The 15731-nt window shown below is 63.8% G+C and carries 23 protein-coding genes; 12 read left to right on the plus strand and 11 right to left on the minus strand.

The features are described 5' to 3' along the window. Nucleotides 1-218, plus strand: a 218-nt coding sequence (locus tag HKK80_RS06935) for a hypothetical protein (RefSeq protein ID WP_411798885.1), incomplete at its 5' end; no start/stop codon positions are given. Between the two features lie 14 nt (nt 219-232). Here the strand turns inward: HKK80_RS06935 and HKK80_RS06940 are convergent. Continuing rightward, complete coding sequence (locus tag HKK80_RS06940) at nt 233-415, minus strand: HVO_2922 family protein (RefSeq protein WP_411798886.1); 183 nt, start codon at nt 413-415, stop codon at nt 233-235. Between the two features lie 43 nt (nt 416-458). Continuing rightward, on the minus strand, nt 459-788 hold the full coding sequence (locus tag HKK80_RS06945) for a hypothetical protein (RefSeq protein ID WP_411798887.1): 330 nt from the start codon (nt 786-788) through the stop codon (nt 459-461). Nucleotides 789-914: 126 nt separating this feature from the next. Between HKK80_RS06945 and HKK80_RS06950 the strand changes: the two genes are divergently transcribed. Beyond that, on the plus strand, nt 915-2105 hold the full coding sequence (locus HKK80_RS06950) for a redox-regulated ATPase YchF (RefSeq protein ID WP_411798888.1): 1191 nt from the start codon (nt 915-917) through the stop codon (nt 2103-2105). Nucleotides 2106-2110: 5 nt separating this feature from the next. Here HKK80_RS06950 and HKK80_RS06955 read toward each other — a convergent pair whose 3' ends face one another. The 3 genes from HKK80_RS06955 to HKK80_RS06965 form a co-directional block, all read right to left on the minus strand. Then, nucleotides 2111-2632 (minus strand): CinA family protein, encoded by a 522-nt coding sequence (locus HKK80_RS06955; RefSeq protein ID WP_411798889.1) that lies wholly within the window; start codon nt 2630-2632, stop codon nt 2111-2113. Between the two features lie 72 nt (nt 2633-2704). After that, on the minus strand, nt 2705-2977 hold the full coding sequence (locus HKK80_RS06960; RefSeq protein WP_411798890.1) for a hypothetical protein: 273 nt from the start codon (nt 2975-2977) through the stop codon (nt 2705-2707). Further along, complete coding sequence (locus tag HKK80_RS06965; protein ID WP_411798891.1) at nt 2977-3360, minus strand: helix-turn-helix domain-containing protein; 384 nt, start codon at nt 3358-3360, stop codon at nt 2977-2979. The genes HKK80_RS06960 and HKK80_RS06965 overlap by 1 nt, the downstream gene beginning before the upstream one ends. A 302-nt stretch (nt 3361-3662) precedes the next feature. Here HKK80_RS06965 and HKK80_RS06970 point away from each other — a divergent pair, with 302 nt between their 5' ends. Both HKK80_RS06970 and HKK80_RS06975 read left to right on the plus strand, forming a co-directional pair. Beyond that, complete coding sequence (locus HKK80_RS06970) at nt 3663-3995, plus strand: ArsR/SmtB family transcription factor (RefSeq protein WP_411798892.1); 333 nt, start codon at nt 3663-3665, stop codon at nt 3993-3995. Nucleotides 3996-4001: 6 nt separating this feature from the next. Next, a complete protein-coding gene (locus HKK80_RS06975; protein ID WP_411798893.1) occupies nt 4002-4301 on the plus strand; it encodes a helix-turn-helix transcriptional regulator in 300 nt (99 codons plus the stop codon). Here HKK80_RS06975 and HKK80_RS06980 read toward each other — a convergent pair whose 3' ends face one another. Further along, nucleotides 4302-4862, minus strand: a complete 561-nt coding sequence (locus HKK80_RS06980; protein WP_120102471.1) for a TATA-box-binding protein — start codon at nt 4860-4862, stop codon at nt 4302-4304. Nucleotides 4863-5010: 148 nt separating this feature from the next. Between HKK80_RS06980 and HKK80_RS06985 the strand changes: the two genes are divergently transcribed. The 4 genes from HKK80_RS06985 to HKK80_RS07000 all read left to right on the plus strand — a co-directional run bounded on the left by HKK80_RS06985 (nt 5011) and on the right by HKK80_RS07000 (nt 9420). Next, nucleotides 5011-6408, plus strand: coding sequence for a sensor histidine kinase (locus HKK80_RS06985; RefSeq protein ID WP_411798894.1), 1398 nt, complete (start codon nt 5011-5013; stop codon nt 6406-6408). A 353-nt stretch (nt 6409-6761) separates the two neighbouring features. Beyond that, nucleotides 6762-7808: an ABC transporter substrate-binding protein gene (locus HKK80_RS06990; protein WP_411798895.1), complete on the plus strand. Its 1047-nt coding sequence runs from the start codon at nt 6762-6764 to the stop codon at nt 7806-7808. Between the two features lie 56 nt (nt 7809-7864). After that, nucleotides 7865-8665, plus strand: coding sequence for an ABC transporter permease (locus HKK80_RS06995; protein ID WP_411799024.1), 801 nt, complete (start codon nt 7865-7867; stop codon nt 8663-8665). Then, on the plus strand, nt 8662-9420 hold the full coding sequence (locus HKK80_RS07000; protein WP_411798896.1) for an ABC transporter ATP-binding protein: 759 nt from the start codon (nt 8662-8664) through the stop codon (nt 9418-9420). The genes HKK80_RS06995 and HKK80_RS07000 overlap by 4 nt, the downstream gene beginning before the upstream one ends. An 11-nt stretch (nt 9421-9431) precedes the next feature. Here HKK80_RS07000 and HKK80_RS07005 read toward each other — a convergent pair whose 3' ends face one another. Continuing rightward, a complete protein-coding gene (locus tag HKK80_RS07005) occupies nt 9432-10583 on the minus strand; it encodes a DUF63 family protein (protein ID WP_411798897.1) in 1152 nt (383 codons plus the stop codon). A gap of 80 nt (nt 10584-10663) precedes the next feature. Continuing rightward, entirely contained in the window at nt 10664-11464 is an 801-nt protein-coding gene (locus HKK80_RS07010; RefSeq protein WP_411798898.1) for an inositol monophosphatase family protein, read from the minus strand. Between the two features lie 92 nt (nt 11465-11556). Here HKK80_RS07010 and HKK80_RS07015 point away from each other — a divergent pair, with 92 nt between their 5' ends. Next, nucleotides 11557-11742: a hypothetical protein gene (locus HKK80_RS07015; RefSeq protein ID WP_411798899.1), complete on the plus strand. Its 186-nt coding sequence runs from the start codon at nt 11557-11559 to the stop codon at nt 11740-11742. On the opposite strand, the gene npdG is transcribed toward HKK80_RS07015, so the two are convergent. After that, entirely contained in the window at nt 11743-12411 is a 669-nt protein-coding gene (npdG, locus tag HKK80_RS07020; RefSeq protein ID WP_411798900.1) for an NADPH-dependent F420 reductase, read from the minus strand. 59 nt (nt 12412-12470) lie between these two features. Continuing rightward, on the minus strand, nt 12471-13346 hold the full coding sequence (locus HKK80_RS07025) for a TIGR01548 family HAD-type hydrolase (protein ID WP_411798901.1): 876 nt from the start codon (nt 13344-13346) through the stop codon (nt 12471-12473). 160 nt (nt 13347-13506) lie between these two features. Here HKK80_RS07025 and HKK80_RS07030 point away from each other — a divergent pair, with 160 nt between their 5' ends. From HKK80_RS07030 to HKK80_RS07040, 3 genes are all read left to right on the plus strand, one after another. Then, a complete protein-coding gene (locus HKK80_RS07030) occupies nt 13507-14028 on the plus strand; it encodes an archaemetzincin family Zn-dependent metalloprotease (RefSeq protein WP_411798902.1) in 522 nt (173 codons plus the stop codon). A 115-nt stretch (nt 14029-14143) separates the two neighbouring features. Further along, entirely contained in the window at nt 14144-14443 is a 300-nt protein-coding gene (locus tag HKK80_RS07035; protein WP_411798903.1) for a DUF6516 family protein, read from the plus strand. After that, nucleotides 14430-14867 carry a transcriptional regulator gene (locus HKK80_RS07040; protein ID WP_411798904.1) on the plus strand — a complete coding sequence of 146 codons (438 nt, stop codon included), beginning with the start codon at nt 14430-14432 and terminating at the stop codon, nt 14865-14867. The genes HKK80_RS07035 and HKK80_RS07040 overlap by 14 nt, the downstream gene beginning before the upstream one ends. Before the next feature lie 11 nt (nt 14868-14878). On the opposite strand, the gene HKK80_RS07045 is transcribed toward HKK80_RS07040, so the two are convergent. After that, nucleotides 14879-15709, minus strand: a complete 831-nt coding sequence (locus HKK80_RS07045; RefSeq protein WP_411798905.1) for a DUF2797 domain-containing protein — start codon at nt 15707-15709, stop codon at nt 14879-14881. Nucleotides 15710-15731 lie beyond the last annotated feature (22 nt).

Below are 15731 nucleotides of genomic sequence, written 5' to 3' on the forward strand. Positions count from 1 at the left end.
TAAGCTCGTCAGCGTTCCGCGCAGTACTGGAGTGGGAGACCCTCTGGGAGCCGTGGTTCGCCGCCACCCATTCATACCTTCATTCATCATCCCGCGAGTCACACCTCTGGCTCGCTGACAACAACGCTCGGTTCCCGGGAGCGACAGCAACGCTCCGCACCGACAGCAGTCACCGCGAGCAACAGCTATCGCTGTCGCTCGCGGGTGTCAGCCGTTGACCCGCGCCGAACCGTCACTCGGCGTCGACGAGCTCGGCCTCTGGGGCGTTCTGTTTGACGCTCTCGATGCCCTGCTTGCATTTCTGTCGGCTCGCGTAGCCCTCGCCGCTGTCGGCGATGATGTTTCCGTTTGTGTGGACGAGCCGCCATCGCCACTGATCCGCGCTGTCGACGAAGAGTTCGAATGTTGCAGCCATAGTGGGAAAACGTCCCACAGTGGTATTGTTCTACCGGCCGTCGCTACTCGTCGGTTGCCGGTGCCGGCAGCTCGTGATCGACGACCGTTCCATCGGGCTGCAACGTAACGCTACCCAGCGTGACCGTCTCGCCGGGGGCACTCTCAGCAGCGATCGCCCGCAATGTCGTCTCCTGATCGAGGTGCTGCCAGGTGATCTGTTCGACCAGCTGTTGGAACTCGTCGGGATCGCGCCACCCCGAGTCGATTTCGCTTGGCACGTGGACGACAAATCTGAGCTCGTCGTCAGTGACGTGCACACCGACGACAAACCGGTCACCGTCGTCGGCTGCGTCGGTCGCCTGCTCCGTGTCGTCGCTGTTGGCATCGTCCATACAGACCGCTTCGCCGAGCGGTCGCAAAACGGCTGTGGGTTGGCTGTCGGCCGTGACAGACGGTACCAGCCGACTACGCGCCGACGGGTAGAACGGTTTTTGTCCGGCGGTCGACCAGACTCGACAATGAGCTATCGGATCGGCCTGGTGGGCAAACCATCGGTCGGCAAATCCAGTTTCTTCAATGCAGCGACGAAAAACGACGTGCCTGAGGGAGCCTACCCGTTTACCACAATCGATCCCAGCGTCGGCGAGGCCTACGTCCGCGTCGACTGTGCGGCCCCGGAGTTCGACGAGACCTGCACGCCGAACGTCGGCGTCTGCCGTGACGGCACCCGCTTTGTGCCAACAAAACTCGTCGATGTGGCGGGGTTGATCCCCGGTGCTCACGAGGGCAACGGCCTTGGCAATCAGTTTCTGACCGATCTCAACGAGACTGACGCGCTGATCCACATCGTCGACTTCTCCGGACAAACCGACAGCGAGGGCGAACCCACCGAGGGCCACGACCCACGCGAGGACATCGATTTCCTCGAAACCGAACTCGACATGTGGTATCTCGACATCCTCGAAAAGGGAATTGAGAGCCACGAAGGGAAATATGAGGGCGCGGACGCGAAGATCGAGGTCGACCTCGCTGAGCAGATGAGCGCGTTCAAGACCAACAAAGACGAGATCAAACAGCTCATCCGCTCGCTCGGCCTCGAACTTGATACCGACAAGTGGGACGAGGGCGACCGCGAGGCACTCGCTCGTGAGATCCGCAAGCGCACGAAACCGATGCTGATCGCGGCCAACAAGATGGACACCCCCGAAGCCCAGGCCAACTGGGAGGCAATCACCGCCGATCCCGACTACGACCACCTGACATTCGTTCCGGTGAGTGCTCACGCCGAGGGGGCACTGAAACAGGCCGCCGACAACGGCGTCATCGACTACACGCCCGGTGCTGACGAGTTCGATATCGTCGGCGACCCCTCGACCAAACAGGCAGCCGGCCTCGAACAGATCCGGGAGTTTATCACCGAGTTTGGTGGTACCGGCGTTCAGCAGGCCATCGAGACCGCGCTGTTCGATGTGCTGGGCTGTATCGCGGTGTTCCCGGGGAGTGCCAACGGCAGCGACGACACGGATGGCGTCTTCCGCGATTGCTTTATTCTCCCCGAGGAGTCGACAACTGAGGATTTCGCCTATTTCCTCCACTCTGATATCGGCGACGGGCTCCTCCACGGGATCGACTGCCGGACGGAGCGACAGGTCGGCGCGGATCACGACCTCGCCCACCGCGATGTCGTCGAGATCGTCTCGACGAACTGAACAGGTCAGTCGCTGGCGTCGTCGATCGCCGCCGATAGTGCTTCAAGCGCGTGGGTCGCGCTTTTTCGTTTCACGGCTGCGCGGTCGCCGTCGAAGATGTGTCGATCCACGCGAACAAAGGAGTCCTCGCTGCCCCACGGGGCGGCGTAGGCGACGCCGATGTAGACGAGCCCGACCGGCTTGTCGTCGGTGCCGCCGGTGGGGCCGGCGATCCCGGTCGTCGAGAGGGCCCATGTTGTTTCGGCGGTATCTCGCATCCCTTGGGCCATCTCGGCGGCAACAGCCTCGCTGACCGCGCCGTTGGCGTCGAGTGCCTCCCGGGAGACGCCAAGGGCTGTCTGTTTCGAGCTGTTGGCGTAGGCGACGACGCCGCGGTCGACGTACTCACTCGCGCCGGGGATGTCGGTCAGCCGAGAACAGAGCAGCCCGCCGGTCAGCGATTCGGCAACCGCGATCGTCTCTTCACGGTCGGCAAGCCGGTCGCCGACCGTTGCTTCAATCGGCTCGTCGTCGGTCGTGGTGTCCATACCGGCTGTCGTTGAGCCGGTGGTTTGAATCATCTGATCGGTGCCCCTGATTCCGAGGTGAGTGCGGCCTCGTTATTCGATAAACAGGGAGTAGGTGATCACACTGAACCCGATCGCCGTCAACACGGCGTTGATAGCGATCCCAACATCGAGGCCGACCTCAAGCAGTTGGTGGGCGATCCCACCAAACAGCGCGCCAAGGGTGACAAAGCCGAAGCCGATCATCAGCCCACGCAGCGAGGGATCACCCGTTCGGCGATAGGCTTTGAACGCGAAGTAGGTGATCGCACCCCCCAACACGAGGATCGCGGCCATCACGCCGATGATGACAGTTTCGAGATGCATTATGTCTCCTCCCGCATCTGTGTCCACAGCTCTTCGAGCCGGCGGTCGGCGGTCTGTTCGCCCGCCGGTCGCTCGACGGTGACGACCAGCTGCTCGTCGTCGTTGACGGAGACGGCAATCTGGTTGAAGCCGCGGGCATACAGCGTCGCATGCTGGCCGCTCCGGCGGATCTCCGTCGACTCCGTCAGCAGGTTGGCATCGGTCAGCCGGTCAAGCTTGCGATACATTGTCGACAGGGGGATATCACACGCATCCGAGAGTTCGTTTGCCGTCATTGGTTCTGAGAGTTCGGTGATAATCGCTCTGGTAGGTTCGTCGCCGAGTGCGTTGAGAACCTCCTCGCTGGTAGGAGCATCGTCCCGTTGTGACGGGTCACGCACCATTGAGTACCCGTTGTGCCGATGCGTGCATAAACGTACTCGTTCGCGGGCTCGGTGCCCGATCCCGACGACGCGGACAGTCGTGACTGGTGTGTGTCACATATCGCTGCTGCCTGCCACCCAACTACTGCGTTTCTGCCACCCAACTACTGCGTTTCTGCCACCCAACCACCGCGTTTCTGCCCGTGAAATCCGCGTGGGCGATTTATATACCATCAGTGGAAAGAATCCGATAGCGTCCCCATGTATCATCGACTCCACCGGTTCGCCGGCATCGATCGATCGCTCCGCGGAGGTGCCTGCTGATGCACGCCCTCTCGAAACGACCCGAATCGACACCTGCGTCCGACACCGACACGCGCGTTGTGCGCTTCGATCACGCCGACTTTGGCGATGTGTTGGCGGCGATCCACTCCGACACCGCCCGGGAGATCCTCCTGAGTGTCCGCGAGGAACCGCTGACAGCCTCGGAGATCGCCGACCGCGTCGACACCTCGGTGCAGAACGCCAGCTACCACCTCACGAAACTCGCCGATGCCGGTCTCGTCCGGGTCTGCGACAACGTCTACTCCGAAAAAGGGTGTGAGATGAAATGCTACCACGCCGTCGACACGGCGTTGCTGTTGACAACGGAGTGAACGGTGATGAAAGAACTCAGCGCGTTCCAACGCGATCTCCTGTTTGTGATCGACGGGATGGACGAACCCTACGGTCTTGGGATCAAAGCCGATCTCGAAGCCTACCGGGAGACGACGATCAACCCCGGGCAGCTGTATCCAAACCTCAACGCCCTCGTCGAAAAAGGGTATCTGACCAAGCAACAAAAGGACGATCGGACGAACCTCTACGTGCCAACCGACCGCGTCGCCAGGGCGATCGCCGACCGGCGTGCGTGGGAGGACGAACAGTGCTCTGAGACGGAGCGGCCAACCCCCTCGCCGTGATCAGCCCGACAGCCCGAGTTCGGCGATCCGCTCAGTCATGTTTTCGACGCCGGCGGTCGCATCCTCGGGTTTCTTGCCGCCGGTGATGACGATCTTCCCGCTGCCGAACAGCAGGATCACGACCTCGGGGTCGTCCATCCGGTAGACGAGCCCGGGGAACTGCTCGGGTTCGTACTCAACGTCTTCCAGCCCCAGCCCGATCGCCAGCGCGTTGAGGTTGAGGCTGTCGCCGAGATCCGCACTGGAGACGATGTTTTGGACCGTGATCTCGGGATCATCACCGACCGGGATGCCGAGGCCGCGGAGCTTCTCGAAGACGATATCGAGCGCGCCGTGTACCTCGTCGGTGCTGGCCGCGCCGGTACAAACGATCTTCCCCGATCGGAAGATCAACGCGGCGGCTTTTGGGTCTTGGGTGCGGTAGACCAACCCCGGGAAGTTGTCGGGGTTGAAGTCCGCTCCCGGGATGTCGGTCGCAAGTGCTTCGAGATCGAGTTCCTGACCGATCCCTGTCGAGGCAACGACGTTTTGGATTTCGATAGTTTCTGTCGGATCGACCATGTGTCAGTAGTACGTACGACCGATAGAACATGAACCAATATAAAAGTGGTACATAAACGCCTGATAAAAGCCCCCGCCACCATCGGCTGTGCGCCAGCAGCTCAGAACAGCCCAACGATCTAGTGGCCCCATCGACATCGTTCGCACGATGGTCACACCGTCGGAACGCTGGAAGCGGTACGGCGGGTTGGGGATCGCTGTCGTGGGGTTTCTCATCACCCGGCTCTTTGTCGCCGAGACGATCAGTGCAGGGCTGCCGCTGCCGTTTCTGCTGGCGAGTCTGCCGCCGCTGGTCGTCGGCCTTGGGCTGACGGTCTTTGGGGTGATCCTCACGGTTGGCCGGTTCTCGCCGACCTACGTGCGAACAGTCACGGTATGGTGTGGCCTCGGGATCGGCGGCCTCGTCGCGCTGTTGGTGGCGACACAGCTCAGTACGATCCTCCGCGATGGGATGATGACAACGCTGCTTGGTTCACAACTCCTTGTCGGTAATCTCCTCGTGGGCGGTGCGGTCGTCGGCGTCCTCATCGGGGACCGGTCGGCCGCCAACAGCCGCAAGCGACAGGAGATCCGGCGGACGGCCAACCGCGCGGCGTTCGTCAACCGCCTGCTCCGCCACGACGTGCTCAACGCCGCCGCGATCATCGAGGGCCACGTCGGTCTGCTGGCCGAGACGCCCGACCGCCCGGAGTCGATCTCGGCGATCGACGACGCCGCCGGCAGGATCAAGCGGACGATCACCGAGGTTGGCCGGATCGCCAGCCCCAACGAGGACAGCGAGATCACACCGGTGCCGCTTGCGGGGGTGCTGACAACGGCGATCGACGATCTTCGTAAGGAGTATCCTGACCGGGAGATCCAGGTTGAGTCGGTACCCGACAAGCTAACGGTCGCTGCCGACGACCGCCTCGATATCGTGGTCACCGAACTGGTCGAAAACGCGATCCGGTATGGCGACGACGACGCTGTCGGTGTTGCGATCGAGTCGACGGCGGGGGCGGTTGCGATGCACGTCGTCGACGGCGGCCCCGGGCTCCCGCCGGCACAACGCGCGTTGCTGACGATGGGTGAGTTTCCGGAGTACGACGATCCGGGTGCCGGCTTCGGCTTACAGGCGGTCAGCCTGCTGGTCGAGCGGTACGGCGGGCAGATTACGACCGCAGGCGGTGCGGGCGGCGAGGAGCCACACCGGATCACGGTGCGATTCCCACGGGAGCCGCTGTCGGGATCGGTGACCGAAACAGCCGGGATCAGCGTTATGGCCATCGGTCGCGCGACGATAGCCGGGCTGTTTGCCGGGGTGGTGATGGGAGCGTTTCTCCAACTCTCCGCGGACTCGCTGCCGGTGATCGGCGCGCTCTACAGCGTTGGCAACCCCGGCATCGGCTGGCTGACACACCTCTTTCACAGCGTGATCTTCGCGCTGTTGTTCGCCACCGGCTACCAGTACACCGACCGCGGCGCGTCGCTGTCGCCGCGGCTGGGGCGTCGCTGTTCGGGCTCGGGTGGGGGGCGGTGCTGTGGTTTGTCGCCGCCGGGTTCGTGATGCCGGCGTGGCTGTCGATCCTTGGTCAGCCGGCAACGCTTCCGAATCTTACGCCGATCGGCCTGCTCGCTCACCTCCTCTGGGGGCTCACCCTTGGGGTAAGCTACACGCGACTCGGCCGTCTGTCGTGGTTCGAACGGTGCGTTCGGTGGTATCGCGGCTAAGCTGATCGGTGGGGTGTGGAATACCGGAACTCTTTGCGCCTATATCTGACACACCCTGCTACGGCAAACAGAATCATGCAGCCGCATCACCCGGTTCGGACGGGGGTTTCGGCTATCGGTGAGTATTCGATATCGGCAGGTATCCGACCTATCCGACGCTTAAACCACGCCGATAGCCGATGGGTAGTAATGACGGACACCTACGCACCCGTTTCCAGGCGGGCATACCTGAGCGGGCTGGCAACAGCCGGTACAGCAGGGCTCGCCGGCTGTGCAGGCGGTGGGAATGGTGGTAGCATCGACACAGTACGCGTCGCACATATGCCGATCTATCCCGACATCCAGTCCCATATCATGCTGGAGGAGGGCTACTTCGAGGAGCTCCCGGTTGAAGTTGAAACCGAACTCTTCTCCGATGGGCCGAGCATCGTCCAGGCCTCCGCAACCGGCGAGTACGACGTGATGCTGTTCGGGATCATCCCGGCGATGATCGTTATCGATCGGGGGATCCCTGCGAAAATAACGAACGCGAATATCGTCGATCCGATGTTGATTATGGGCACCGAGGAGTTCGCCGACGATTACGAGGACTCCGGCGCAGACGCCTTCGCCGCCTTCGAGGAAGAAACCGGCGAACGCTTCGAGTTCGGTACCTATCCACCGGGCTCAGTTCCGGATATCACACTGCGGTACTGGCTGATCGAGGAGCTGGGGCTGGAACCCGGCAACGATGTCGATGTGACCTCGCTGGGCGGTGCAGGCCCGGTTCGGCAGGCGTTGCTTTCCGGACAGATTGATGGGACGAGCATGATCGAGCCGGTGCCGACGATCGCCAAACGGCGTGACGCCGGCTACACCGATCTCGACTGGAGCGGGAACTTCTTCCCTGGCGGTCAGCCCGGTGCGGTCACACTCATGCACGAACGCATCTACGATGGCGCGCCCGAGATCGCCGAAGCGTTCGTCGAACAGCATATCCGGGCGACGGAGTTCGTCGAAGAGAACCCCGATGGGGCCGCCCAGGCGACGAGCAACGTCGTTGGGCCGGAGGCACTGCCCGTCGAGGACGCCCGCGCCGCGCTTGACTCCCGAGCCTCGAACTTCATCTCCGATCCCCACCGGATCGAGGATGGGACGCCGATCTTCGCCGACTGGGCCAACCGCCTTGAGCGCACAGAACAGGAGCTGACCAACGACCAGCTCTTCGAGTTCAGCCACTACGACACCGTCGCCTAACCGTGAGCATCGACACAAGCACCGACGCCGAAAGCGGACTGTTCGCCGACAAGGAGCTGATCACTTCCGGCCGCCGACAACGACTCCTTCGCGGGGCCGTCGGCTCGGCGGTCTTTCTGGTGGTGTGGCAGGTCGCCGCGATGCCGGTGCCGACCTACCTGCTACCGACGCCACTTGAGGTCGCCCAAGCCTTTGTCGTCGAGTTGACCGCGCCAGCCGTCTTCACCGTCCCGCTGCTCGATGCCGAGATCGGGCTCACCAGAATGCTCGTCAATCTCTCCGATAGCCTCTATCATTACATCCCGGGGCTGTTTGTCGGCGGCGCGGCCGGGATCGGCTTCGGGATCGCACTTGGCTGGAGTGAGCTGCTTGACGACGCGATCACGCCCGTCCAGCGCGTGTTGCGCCCGATCCCGCCGCTGGCGTGGATCGCCTTTGCGATCGTCTGGCTCGGTGTCAACCACCGCGGTGCGGCGTTCATCGTCGGTATCGGGGCCTTTTGGATCAATTTCTACAACGCCTACGCCGGGGTCAAAGGTGTCCCCCAGAGCACGAAGGAGGTCGCCGCCTCCCTCGGCGTCGACGACGATCTCACGATGATCCGCAAGGTTGTCGTCCCGAAGGCGAGCCCGGAGATCATGACCGGGATCCGCACCAGTATCGGCCAGTCGTGGATGATCGTCGTCGCCGCAGAGCTGTTCGGCGCGCCCGGCGTTGGCTTCCAGATCATCAACGCGGCCCAGAACCTCGCACTCGACGTGAGCGTCGCCTACATGTTCGTCATCAGCATCGTCTTCCTAATCAGCGACGGGATCTTCCAGCGTGTTGAATCGAGGGTGCTCGTATGGCGGGAATGAGCCAACAACCGACCGACGGGAAGATCGTCGTCGACGGGATCGATAAGCGATTCCGCTCGGAGTCGGGGATGGTCGACGCGTTGCGTGACGTGAACTTCGCCGTCGAGGAGGGTGAGTTCGTCTGTATCATCGGTGCCTCGGGGGCGGGGAAAACGACCCTGTTCCGCATTATTGCCGGCCTCGAATCCGCAACTGAGGGAACCGTCTGGCTCGACGGCGAGTCGATCGATGGCCCCGGCACCGACCGCGGGATGGTGTTTCAGGAGTACGGCCTGTTCCCGTGGCGCACCGTCCTGAAAAACGTCACCTTCGGGCTTGAGGAGCGCGACCTCGACAAACAGGCCCGGCTACAGCGGGCCCGCGAGATGATCGACCTCGTCGGCCTCGATGGCTTCGAGGACAGCTACCCCAAGGAGCTCTCCGGCGGCATGAAACAGCGCGTCGGCATCGCCCGCGCGCTGGCCGTCGATCCCGAGATCCTGCTGATGGACGAGCCGTTCGGCAGCGTCGACGCCCAGACCAAACAACGGCTCCACGAGGAACTGCTCGATATCTGGTCGGCAACAAACAAGACGGTCTTGTTTGTCACACACGATGTCGACGAAGCCGTCACGCTGGCCGACCGGGTGGTCGTCCTGACCGGGTCGCCGGGGTCGGTACACGAGGTCGTCGACATCGAGCTTGATCGACCACGCTCCCGGACGGACGACGCCTTCGCCGACTACGAACAACAGTTGCGGGATGCGATCGAGTAGGAGGCTCCGAATCACACCCCAAACGTCGCCCGCAACACGTCCCGCGTTCCGGGGCCGAGCCCGACAGCCAACACCGCGACCAACAGCAAAATCGAGTACCGCGGCGACTCCTCCAGCAGGTCGGGTTCGAACACCCAGATGACAAACGTTGCCGCCGCCAGTTTGAGCAGCAGAAACGGCCAGGTGTCGCCGGTAACCGCCAGCACAGACGCCGGCAGCACCGCCCCAGTAATATCGACAACGGCCGCGTTCACCGGGTGTTTCGGGACGAGATTCGGCCCTGCGCCGAGAGCCGGCATCCAATCGAGCCCGACGACGTTGGCGACGCCGTCGACCGAATGGCCCCACAGCAACACCACGCCCATCAGGCCGGTGCCGGCGTTGATCGCCGGTGCGACCCGCTCGATGAGCAGCCACGTCGCCGCCGCCGACAGCGTGGCACCGACGGCCACCACCGCAAGCACCTGGGGCCGTAGGCTGACGTACGTTGTCGTCGCCGCGAGATAGGTGAGATAGCCGACACTCGACGCAACCAGCAGCGTCCCGATGGCGGCGACCGGATACTCGTAGGCGTCGACGACGCCGCGGTTCTCAAGGGCGACCCCGACGCCGACGGCCCCAAGCGTCACCGCAAACACCGTCACGTAGATGAACGGGCTGATGATGAGCGCGCTCCACGGGAAGGCAATCAGCGGCTCACTCCCCGCGGCGAGGGCGGCGATCCCCGCGTCCTCGATTGTGCGGAGCGCGCCGCCGAACAGCATGAACGGGAACAGCGCGTAGAACAGCGACCGGCTGTCGCCGATCCCAAGCCGGCGAAGGAGCAGATAGACGCCGACGAGTGCAAGCAATAGGACGAGCACGTAGCCAACCTCCGAGACGAGCGTGTAGCCCGGGTAGGCGACGATCTCGCCGGCTGTCTCGGCGGATGTACATTCGCCAGCCGAAAAGAGATACGACACCTCACCCCCGCGGTTCACCGCACACTGCGCGCCGTTGCCGTCGGCGGCGACCGGCCCCCAGAAATACTGCCAGATGAAGCGGTCGTAGACCAACTCGCGGGCGAGCAGCGAGCCGACAATGAGGAGGGTCGTCAGCGCGGCGGTCACGCCGAGCCACAGCCGCTCTGGGTCGGCATCGACGCGGGCGGAGAGACCGGCCATACGGGTGGTTCCGGCCGAGACTGAGTTGAGGGTTCCGGTCTCCGGCGGCTGTGTGGCCGGCGCGACCACCCGCAGGCAGGCTACGCCGTGTCGTCGATCCCACGGGTCGCCGCCAGCAGCGACTCATGGAGTTCGCCGTTCGAGACGACTAATCCCTCCGAATCGTGTCGCCACCGGTCGCCGTGGCGGTCGGTAACCCGGCCGCCGGCCTGCCGGACGAAGTGGACGCCAGCGACACTGTCCCACGGATAAGAAACGAGATTCGTGAATCCGCCGTCCAGCGAGCCGGCGGCGATCAGCGAGAGGGTTGCCTGCGCGGAGCCGAAGCGTCGAAGGTCGTCATAGCGGGTGACGAGCTCCCGTGTCGCCGCCGCGTATTGATCACGGTTTTCAGCATCCCACAGCATCAGCGGCGAGACGGTCGATAGCTCGGGATCACTCGTCTCGCTGACGCTGATTTCGCTACCGTTCAGATAGGCCGCCTCGCGGTCGGCGGTGTAGCTGTCGCCGAGTGCGGGCAAGACGACGGCCGCACCAACCGGTTCGCCGTCCTCGACGGCGGCGACAGCGGTTCCCCACACACGGATGTCGTTGACGAAGTTGGTCGTGCCGTCGATGGGATCGACGATCCACGCCGGCCCCTCCTCGGGGACGGTTTTCAGCGCGTCGTCTTCCTCGCCGACGACTGGCTCGTCGGGGTAGTTAGCTTCGATCACCTCGATCACGCGGGCTTGGGCGTTGCGGTCGGCCTGCGTGACGAGGTCAGTGTTGCTCGTTTTGGTTTCGGCGGCGATGCCCGTTCGGAACGATTCACGCGCGAGTTCCGCACCGGCGGTCGCGGCGCGCTCGGCGACGGCCGGCCGGCTGTCGGTGTCGTTCACGGCTTCGGTATCGGCCGACCACGTTCTATATCCGTCGCTTTCGGTTGTCACAGTCTTTTTTCGTGTCGCCGCTCGACAGCGACATATTCCTGATGGGCTTGTTCGACCGATTCCGAGGGTGGGTCACCGGCGACGACGAGCCAGCGACGGGCCCCGAGTCCGCTGAGAACCTAGCCGACAGAATCACCATCGACGACGCGGAAGCCACCTCGCTCCGCGCGATCAAACTGCCCGATCAAGAACGCAACGGGCTCAACGCCGACGAGCGCGACCCCTGATCAGTCGAACCGGACGCCCAGATCGTGGAGGCCGTCGTTGTTCATGGCGACGTTGATCAGCAGCGGCGTCACCGACTCGATTTCAGCCGCGTTGGCGAGGCCGCCAGCGTCGAGCGCGCGAAGCCCGTCGATATCCTCGGCAAGGCTGCTGACGGTCGCTTTTGCGTCGGTATCGTCGGCGACGACGAGCGTGTCGATCCCCAGATCGGAATCAAGGTCGGCCAGCCGGCCGGCCGCGAGGTTGTGGAACGCGCCGACGACGGGAACCCCGTCGGGAGCCGCGGCGGCCGCGATGGCGGTGACGCTGCCGGCGTCGGGCGGGTGGTAGTGGAAGCCGTCCTCGTCGCGCTGCATGCCGGTTGCCGGCGAGATGAGGATGTCGCCGTCGGCGAGGTTGTCGGCGACGGCCTCGACCGTGTCGGCGACGTGGTATGGCGGGACGGCAAGAACGACCACATCGGCACGGTCGGCGGCCATCGCGTTCTCGAAGCCGGTGACCTTGGCGTCGACGCCGCGACCGTCGAGTTCGGCCTCGTAGTCGTCGGCCGCCTCGCGGGCCTTTTCGGGGTCGCGGGAGCCGATGACGATGTCGTGGTCGGTGTCGTGGCCCCACCGGAGGGCCAGCCCTTCGCCGATCTCACCGGTGCCGCCGAGAAGTGCGATTCGCATGGTCGGCTTCGGGGTTGTTCGGGTGTAAGCGTTACGTGACCGGCGGCCTGCCCCGGTATCTATTCGCGGTCGGCAAGATACGCCGGCAGGTCGTTGACGGAATCGAGGACGGCGGTCGCGCCCGCACTCTCGAAGGCTTCCCGGCCTTCGTCGCCGGTCAGTCCGCCGGTGAGGACGCCGATTCCTTCGTACTCGCGGCTCTCATCCTCGCTGGCCGCGTTGACCGCGGTTCGCACGTCATCGAGGGTGTCGCCGACGAATATGAGCCGGTCGGCGTCGAACCGCTCGGCCAGCGTCAACAGTGCGTAGGGATGTGGCTTCCCTTGCTCCCAGTTATCCATCGTAAATCGGTGGTCGTCGTCGACCGCCAGCCCGACGCGGTCGAGGGCGATGGTCGCCTCCGCGGCGGGCCGGCCGGTGACAACGCCGACAGCGTAGCGATCGGTCAGCGTCGCTAGCGTCTCGCTGTCGACGAGCACTGGTTCGTCGTGGATGTAGCCTGCGGCGTCGAACGGCGGCTCGTCGCCCTCCAGTTCCGCAAAGAGGTCGTCCCCAAGATAGAGGGCCTGAAACACCGTCCGGAGCCGATCAGGATCGAAGGCGTCGACGACAGCGTCGTAATCGCCCGCCGAGAGTTCGGCATCGAGTACGGCCTTCGCGCCGGCACGGCCGCCGCCAGCGTCGGCGATCCGACCGGCGAACGTCGATACGTCCTGGTCGAACCCCTGTTTGCGGGCGAGGACGTAAAGCGCGATCGCGTCGGTGACCAGCCAGTCATTGTTGAAGCCGCCGGCGTCTTTGAGCGGTTGGATCGCCCCGCGGTCGAGCGTCTCGCCGTAGACCCGCCGGACGGATTCGACGACCGCCCGCCGGTAGGAGTCGGCAACGTCGACCAACACGCCATCGATATCGAGAACCACCGCGGTCGTCTTCATTGCCGACCTCTTGCCGGCGAGGCGAAAAAACGTACCGAGACAGCGCGGCGAGTCGCTGGCTCAACCGCCAGACGCGTTCAAGTCGAGCCTTGTCAGACAACCGCACGACGCCACCGCCCTCGTCGTGAAATTTAAGAACCGGCTCGCCGTATACGATTCCATGCATGCCGACATCGTGCCGATCGGGGACGTACCCGCCCACGTCAAGCGCGAGTCGTCGGCTGTCCTGCGATCCGTCTACGACTGTGAGGTGACGGTGCAGGACAGCCAGTCGATCCCCGACGGCGCGTTCGACCAAAACCGTAATCAATACCGGGCCGAGGATTTCATCGAACTCGTCAGTCGCGTCGGTGCCGGCGACAAAAACATCGGGATCACCGCCAACGATCTCTACTACCGCCGCCGCAACTACGTCTTCGGACTCGCCTACCTCAACGGCAACGGCTCGGTGATCTCGACACACCGCCTCCGCACCTCCTCGGACGGTGGGATATCCTCGAAACCCGAAGATGAGGTGTTCTCCGACCGCGTCCGCAAGGAGGTCGTCCACGAGATCGGCCACACGCTTGGGCTGGAACACTGCGACAACAACAAATGCGTGATGAGCTTCTCGCCGACAGTGCGTGAGGTCGATGTCAAGGAAGAGAACCTCTGTGGCTCCTGTAGTCGACTGTTGCGGTAAGTGTCGGTTGTTACATTTTCAGATCGGTTCCGTCTGCTACGTAACCCCGATCGACAGCTGTTGTGGCCGCTGCTTCTATATGCTATCGGGTGATAGGTGATATACGACGGATGGTATGGCTGACGGTACTGTCGTTATCGATCGCAACTTCGAGTTCGATGCTGCCGCTGGCACCAGGGTCGAACTGTTTGCCGTCGAATCCTCGACGGCACCAGGCGGCTACGCCTACCGGTTTCAGTACTACGACCCGGACGGCGAGGAAGCGATCCTGCGGTACGACAACGCCCACGACAGCACTGTCGGCCCCCACCACCGCCACCATGACGGCGAGGTCACGGGCATCGAGTTCACCGATCTCGAAACCCATCTCGCCCGCTTCCGCCGGGAGGTACACCGACTCAATGAGCAACGATAACCACACGACACCCGCACCCGAGGCGACACGCTACCCGGAGACGCTTCGCATCACGATCCAGTCCGGCTCCGCGGCGTTCGACGCCGCTCTCACTGAGGTTGCCGACGACCCGAGCGAGACTGACGCCGCTGTCGTCTCCTTCGAGACAGCGGCAGGGCTTCGCAAACTCCTGACCGACCGACGGCTCGAACTCCTGCAATCGCTGCTCGACGAGCCAGCCGACAGTATCACCGCGTTAGCTGAGCGGTTAGAGCGGAACTATTCGGTCGTTCACGATGATATCGATCTACTGGCCGATACCGGGATCGTCAAATTCCGACACGCAGGGCAGTCGAAGGCCCCGTTTGTCCCCTACGAGACCATCGAGTTCGACGTGACGATCACCGCGTCAGCGGCCGCTGGCGATACCGAATTACCGGTCTGAGCAGTCCACGCTCACTCGAACGACCCGAGACTCGACTGCAGTTCGCGGCTCTCTCTGCCCTCAGTCACGTCGTAGCCCACCAACTCGCGCATGTCGACAGCGTACGTCGAGCCGCCGCGGTCGACGATCAGCAGTCGGCCTTTCGTCCCCCGGACGGTGCCGGCTGCGACGGTTTCGGCGACCGGCTGGCTGTCGAGATCAAGGCCGTACTCGAAGTCAAATCGCTCGATCGGCTCGAAATCGGCCAGCAGATCCTCCCACGCATCGGTATCGACGCGACGACCGAGCCCGGCACGTTTGGTCGGCACGCGAACGCGGTCGGGTATCTCACGGGCGATCTCGGCTTCACGCTCGCGGGCGATCCGGCCGTTGGCGACGGTGGCGATGTGGGCCGCCCGATCCGCGCCCTGCTCGCGGAGCCGGGTGTCGAGTCGCCACTCCTTCGTGACGCCGACTTTGAATGTCGCCGGCGCGAACGCCGCGAGGTAGATCGCGTGGTCGTCATAACAGTCCATCTCATCCTTCAGGCAGGTGCCGGTACAGCGCGCACAGACCCACGTGCTGTCGTGGTCGGGGCAGTACGGCGCGGTCGGATTCGAACAGGCGATATGACTGTCGTCGTGGATCGTCCCCGCGCAGTGGCGGTCGCCGAGGCTGTAGTCGAGTTCGGTGCCGGGATCGATCGCGCGGTAGGTGATCTCGCTGGTGGTATCGCTGGCGTCGTCGACAGTGGTATCGTTGCCGTCGTCGGCTGCGGCATCGACAGCGGCGTCGGCGGTACGGCTGTCGGCTCCGCCCAACAGGAGCCCGCCATCGGCCGCATCGTAGCCAACGATCTGCACAACTGTGGTTCGAGAGCCGGGG

Origin of the sequence: Halonotius sp. F2-221B (assembly GCF_046719765.1) — an archaeon.
Lineage (GTDB): Archaea > Halobacteriota > Halobacteria > Halobacteriales > Haloferacaceae > Halonotius.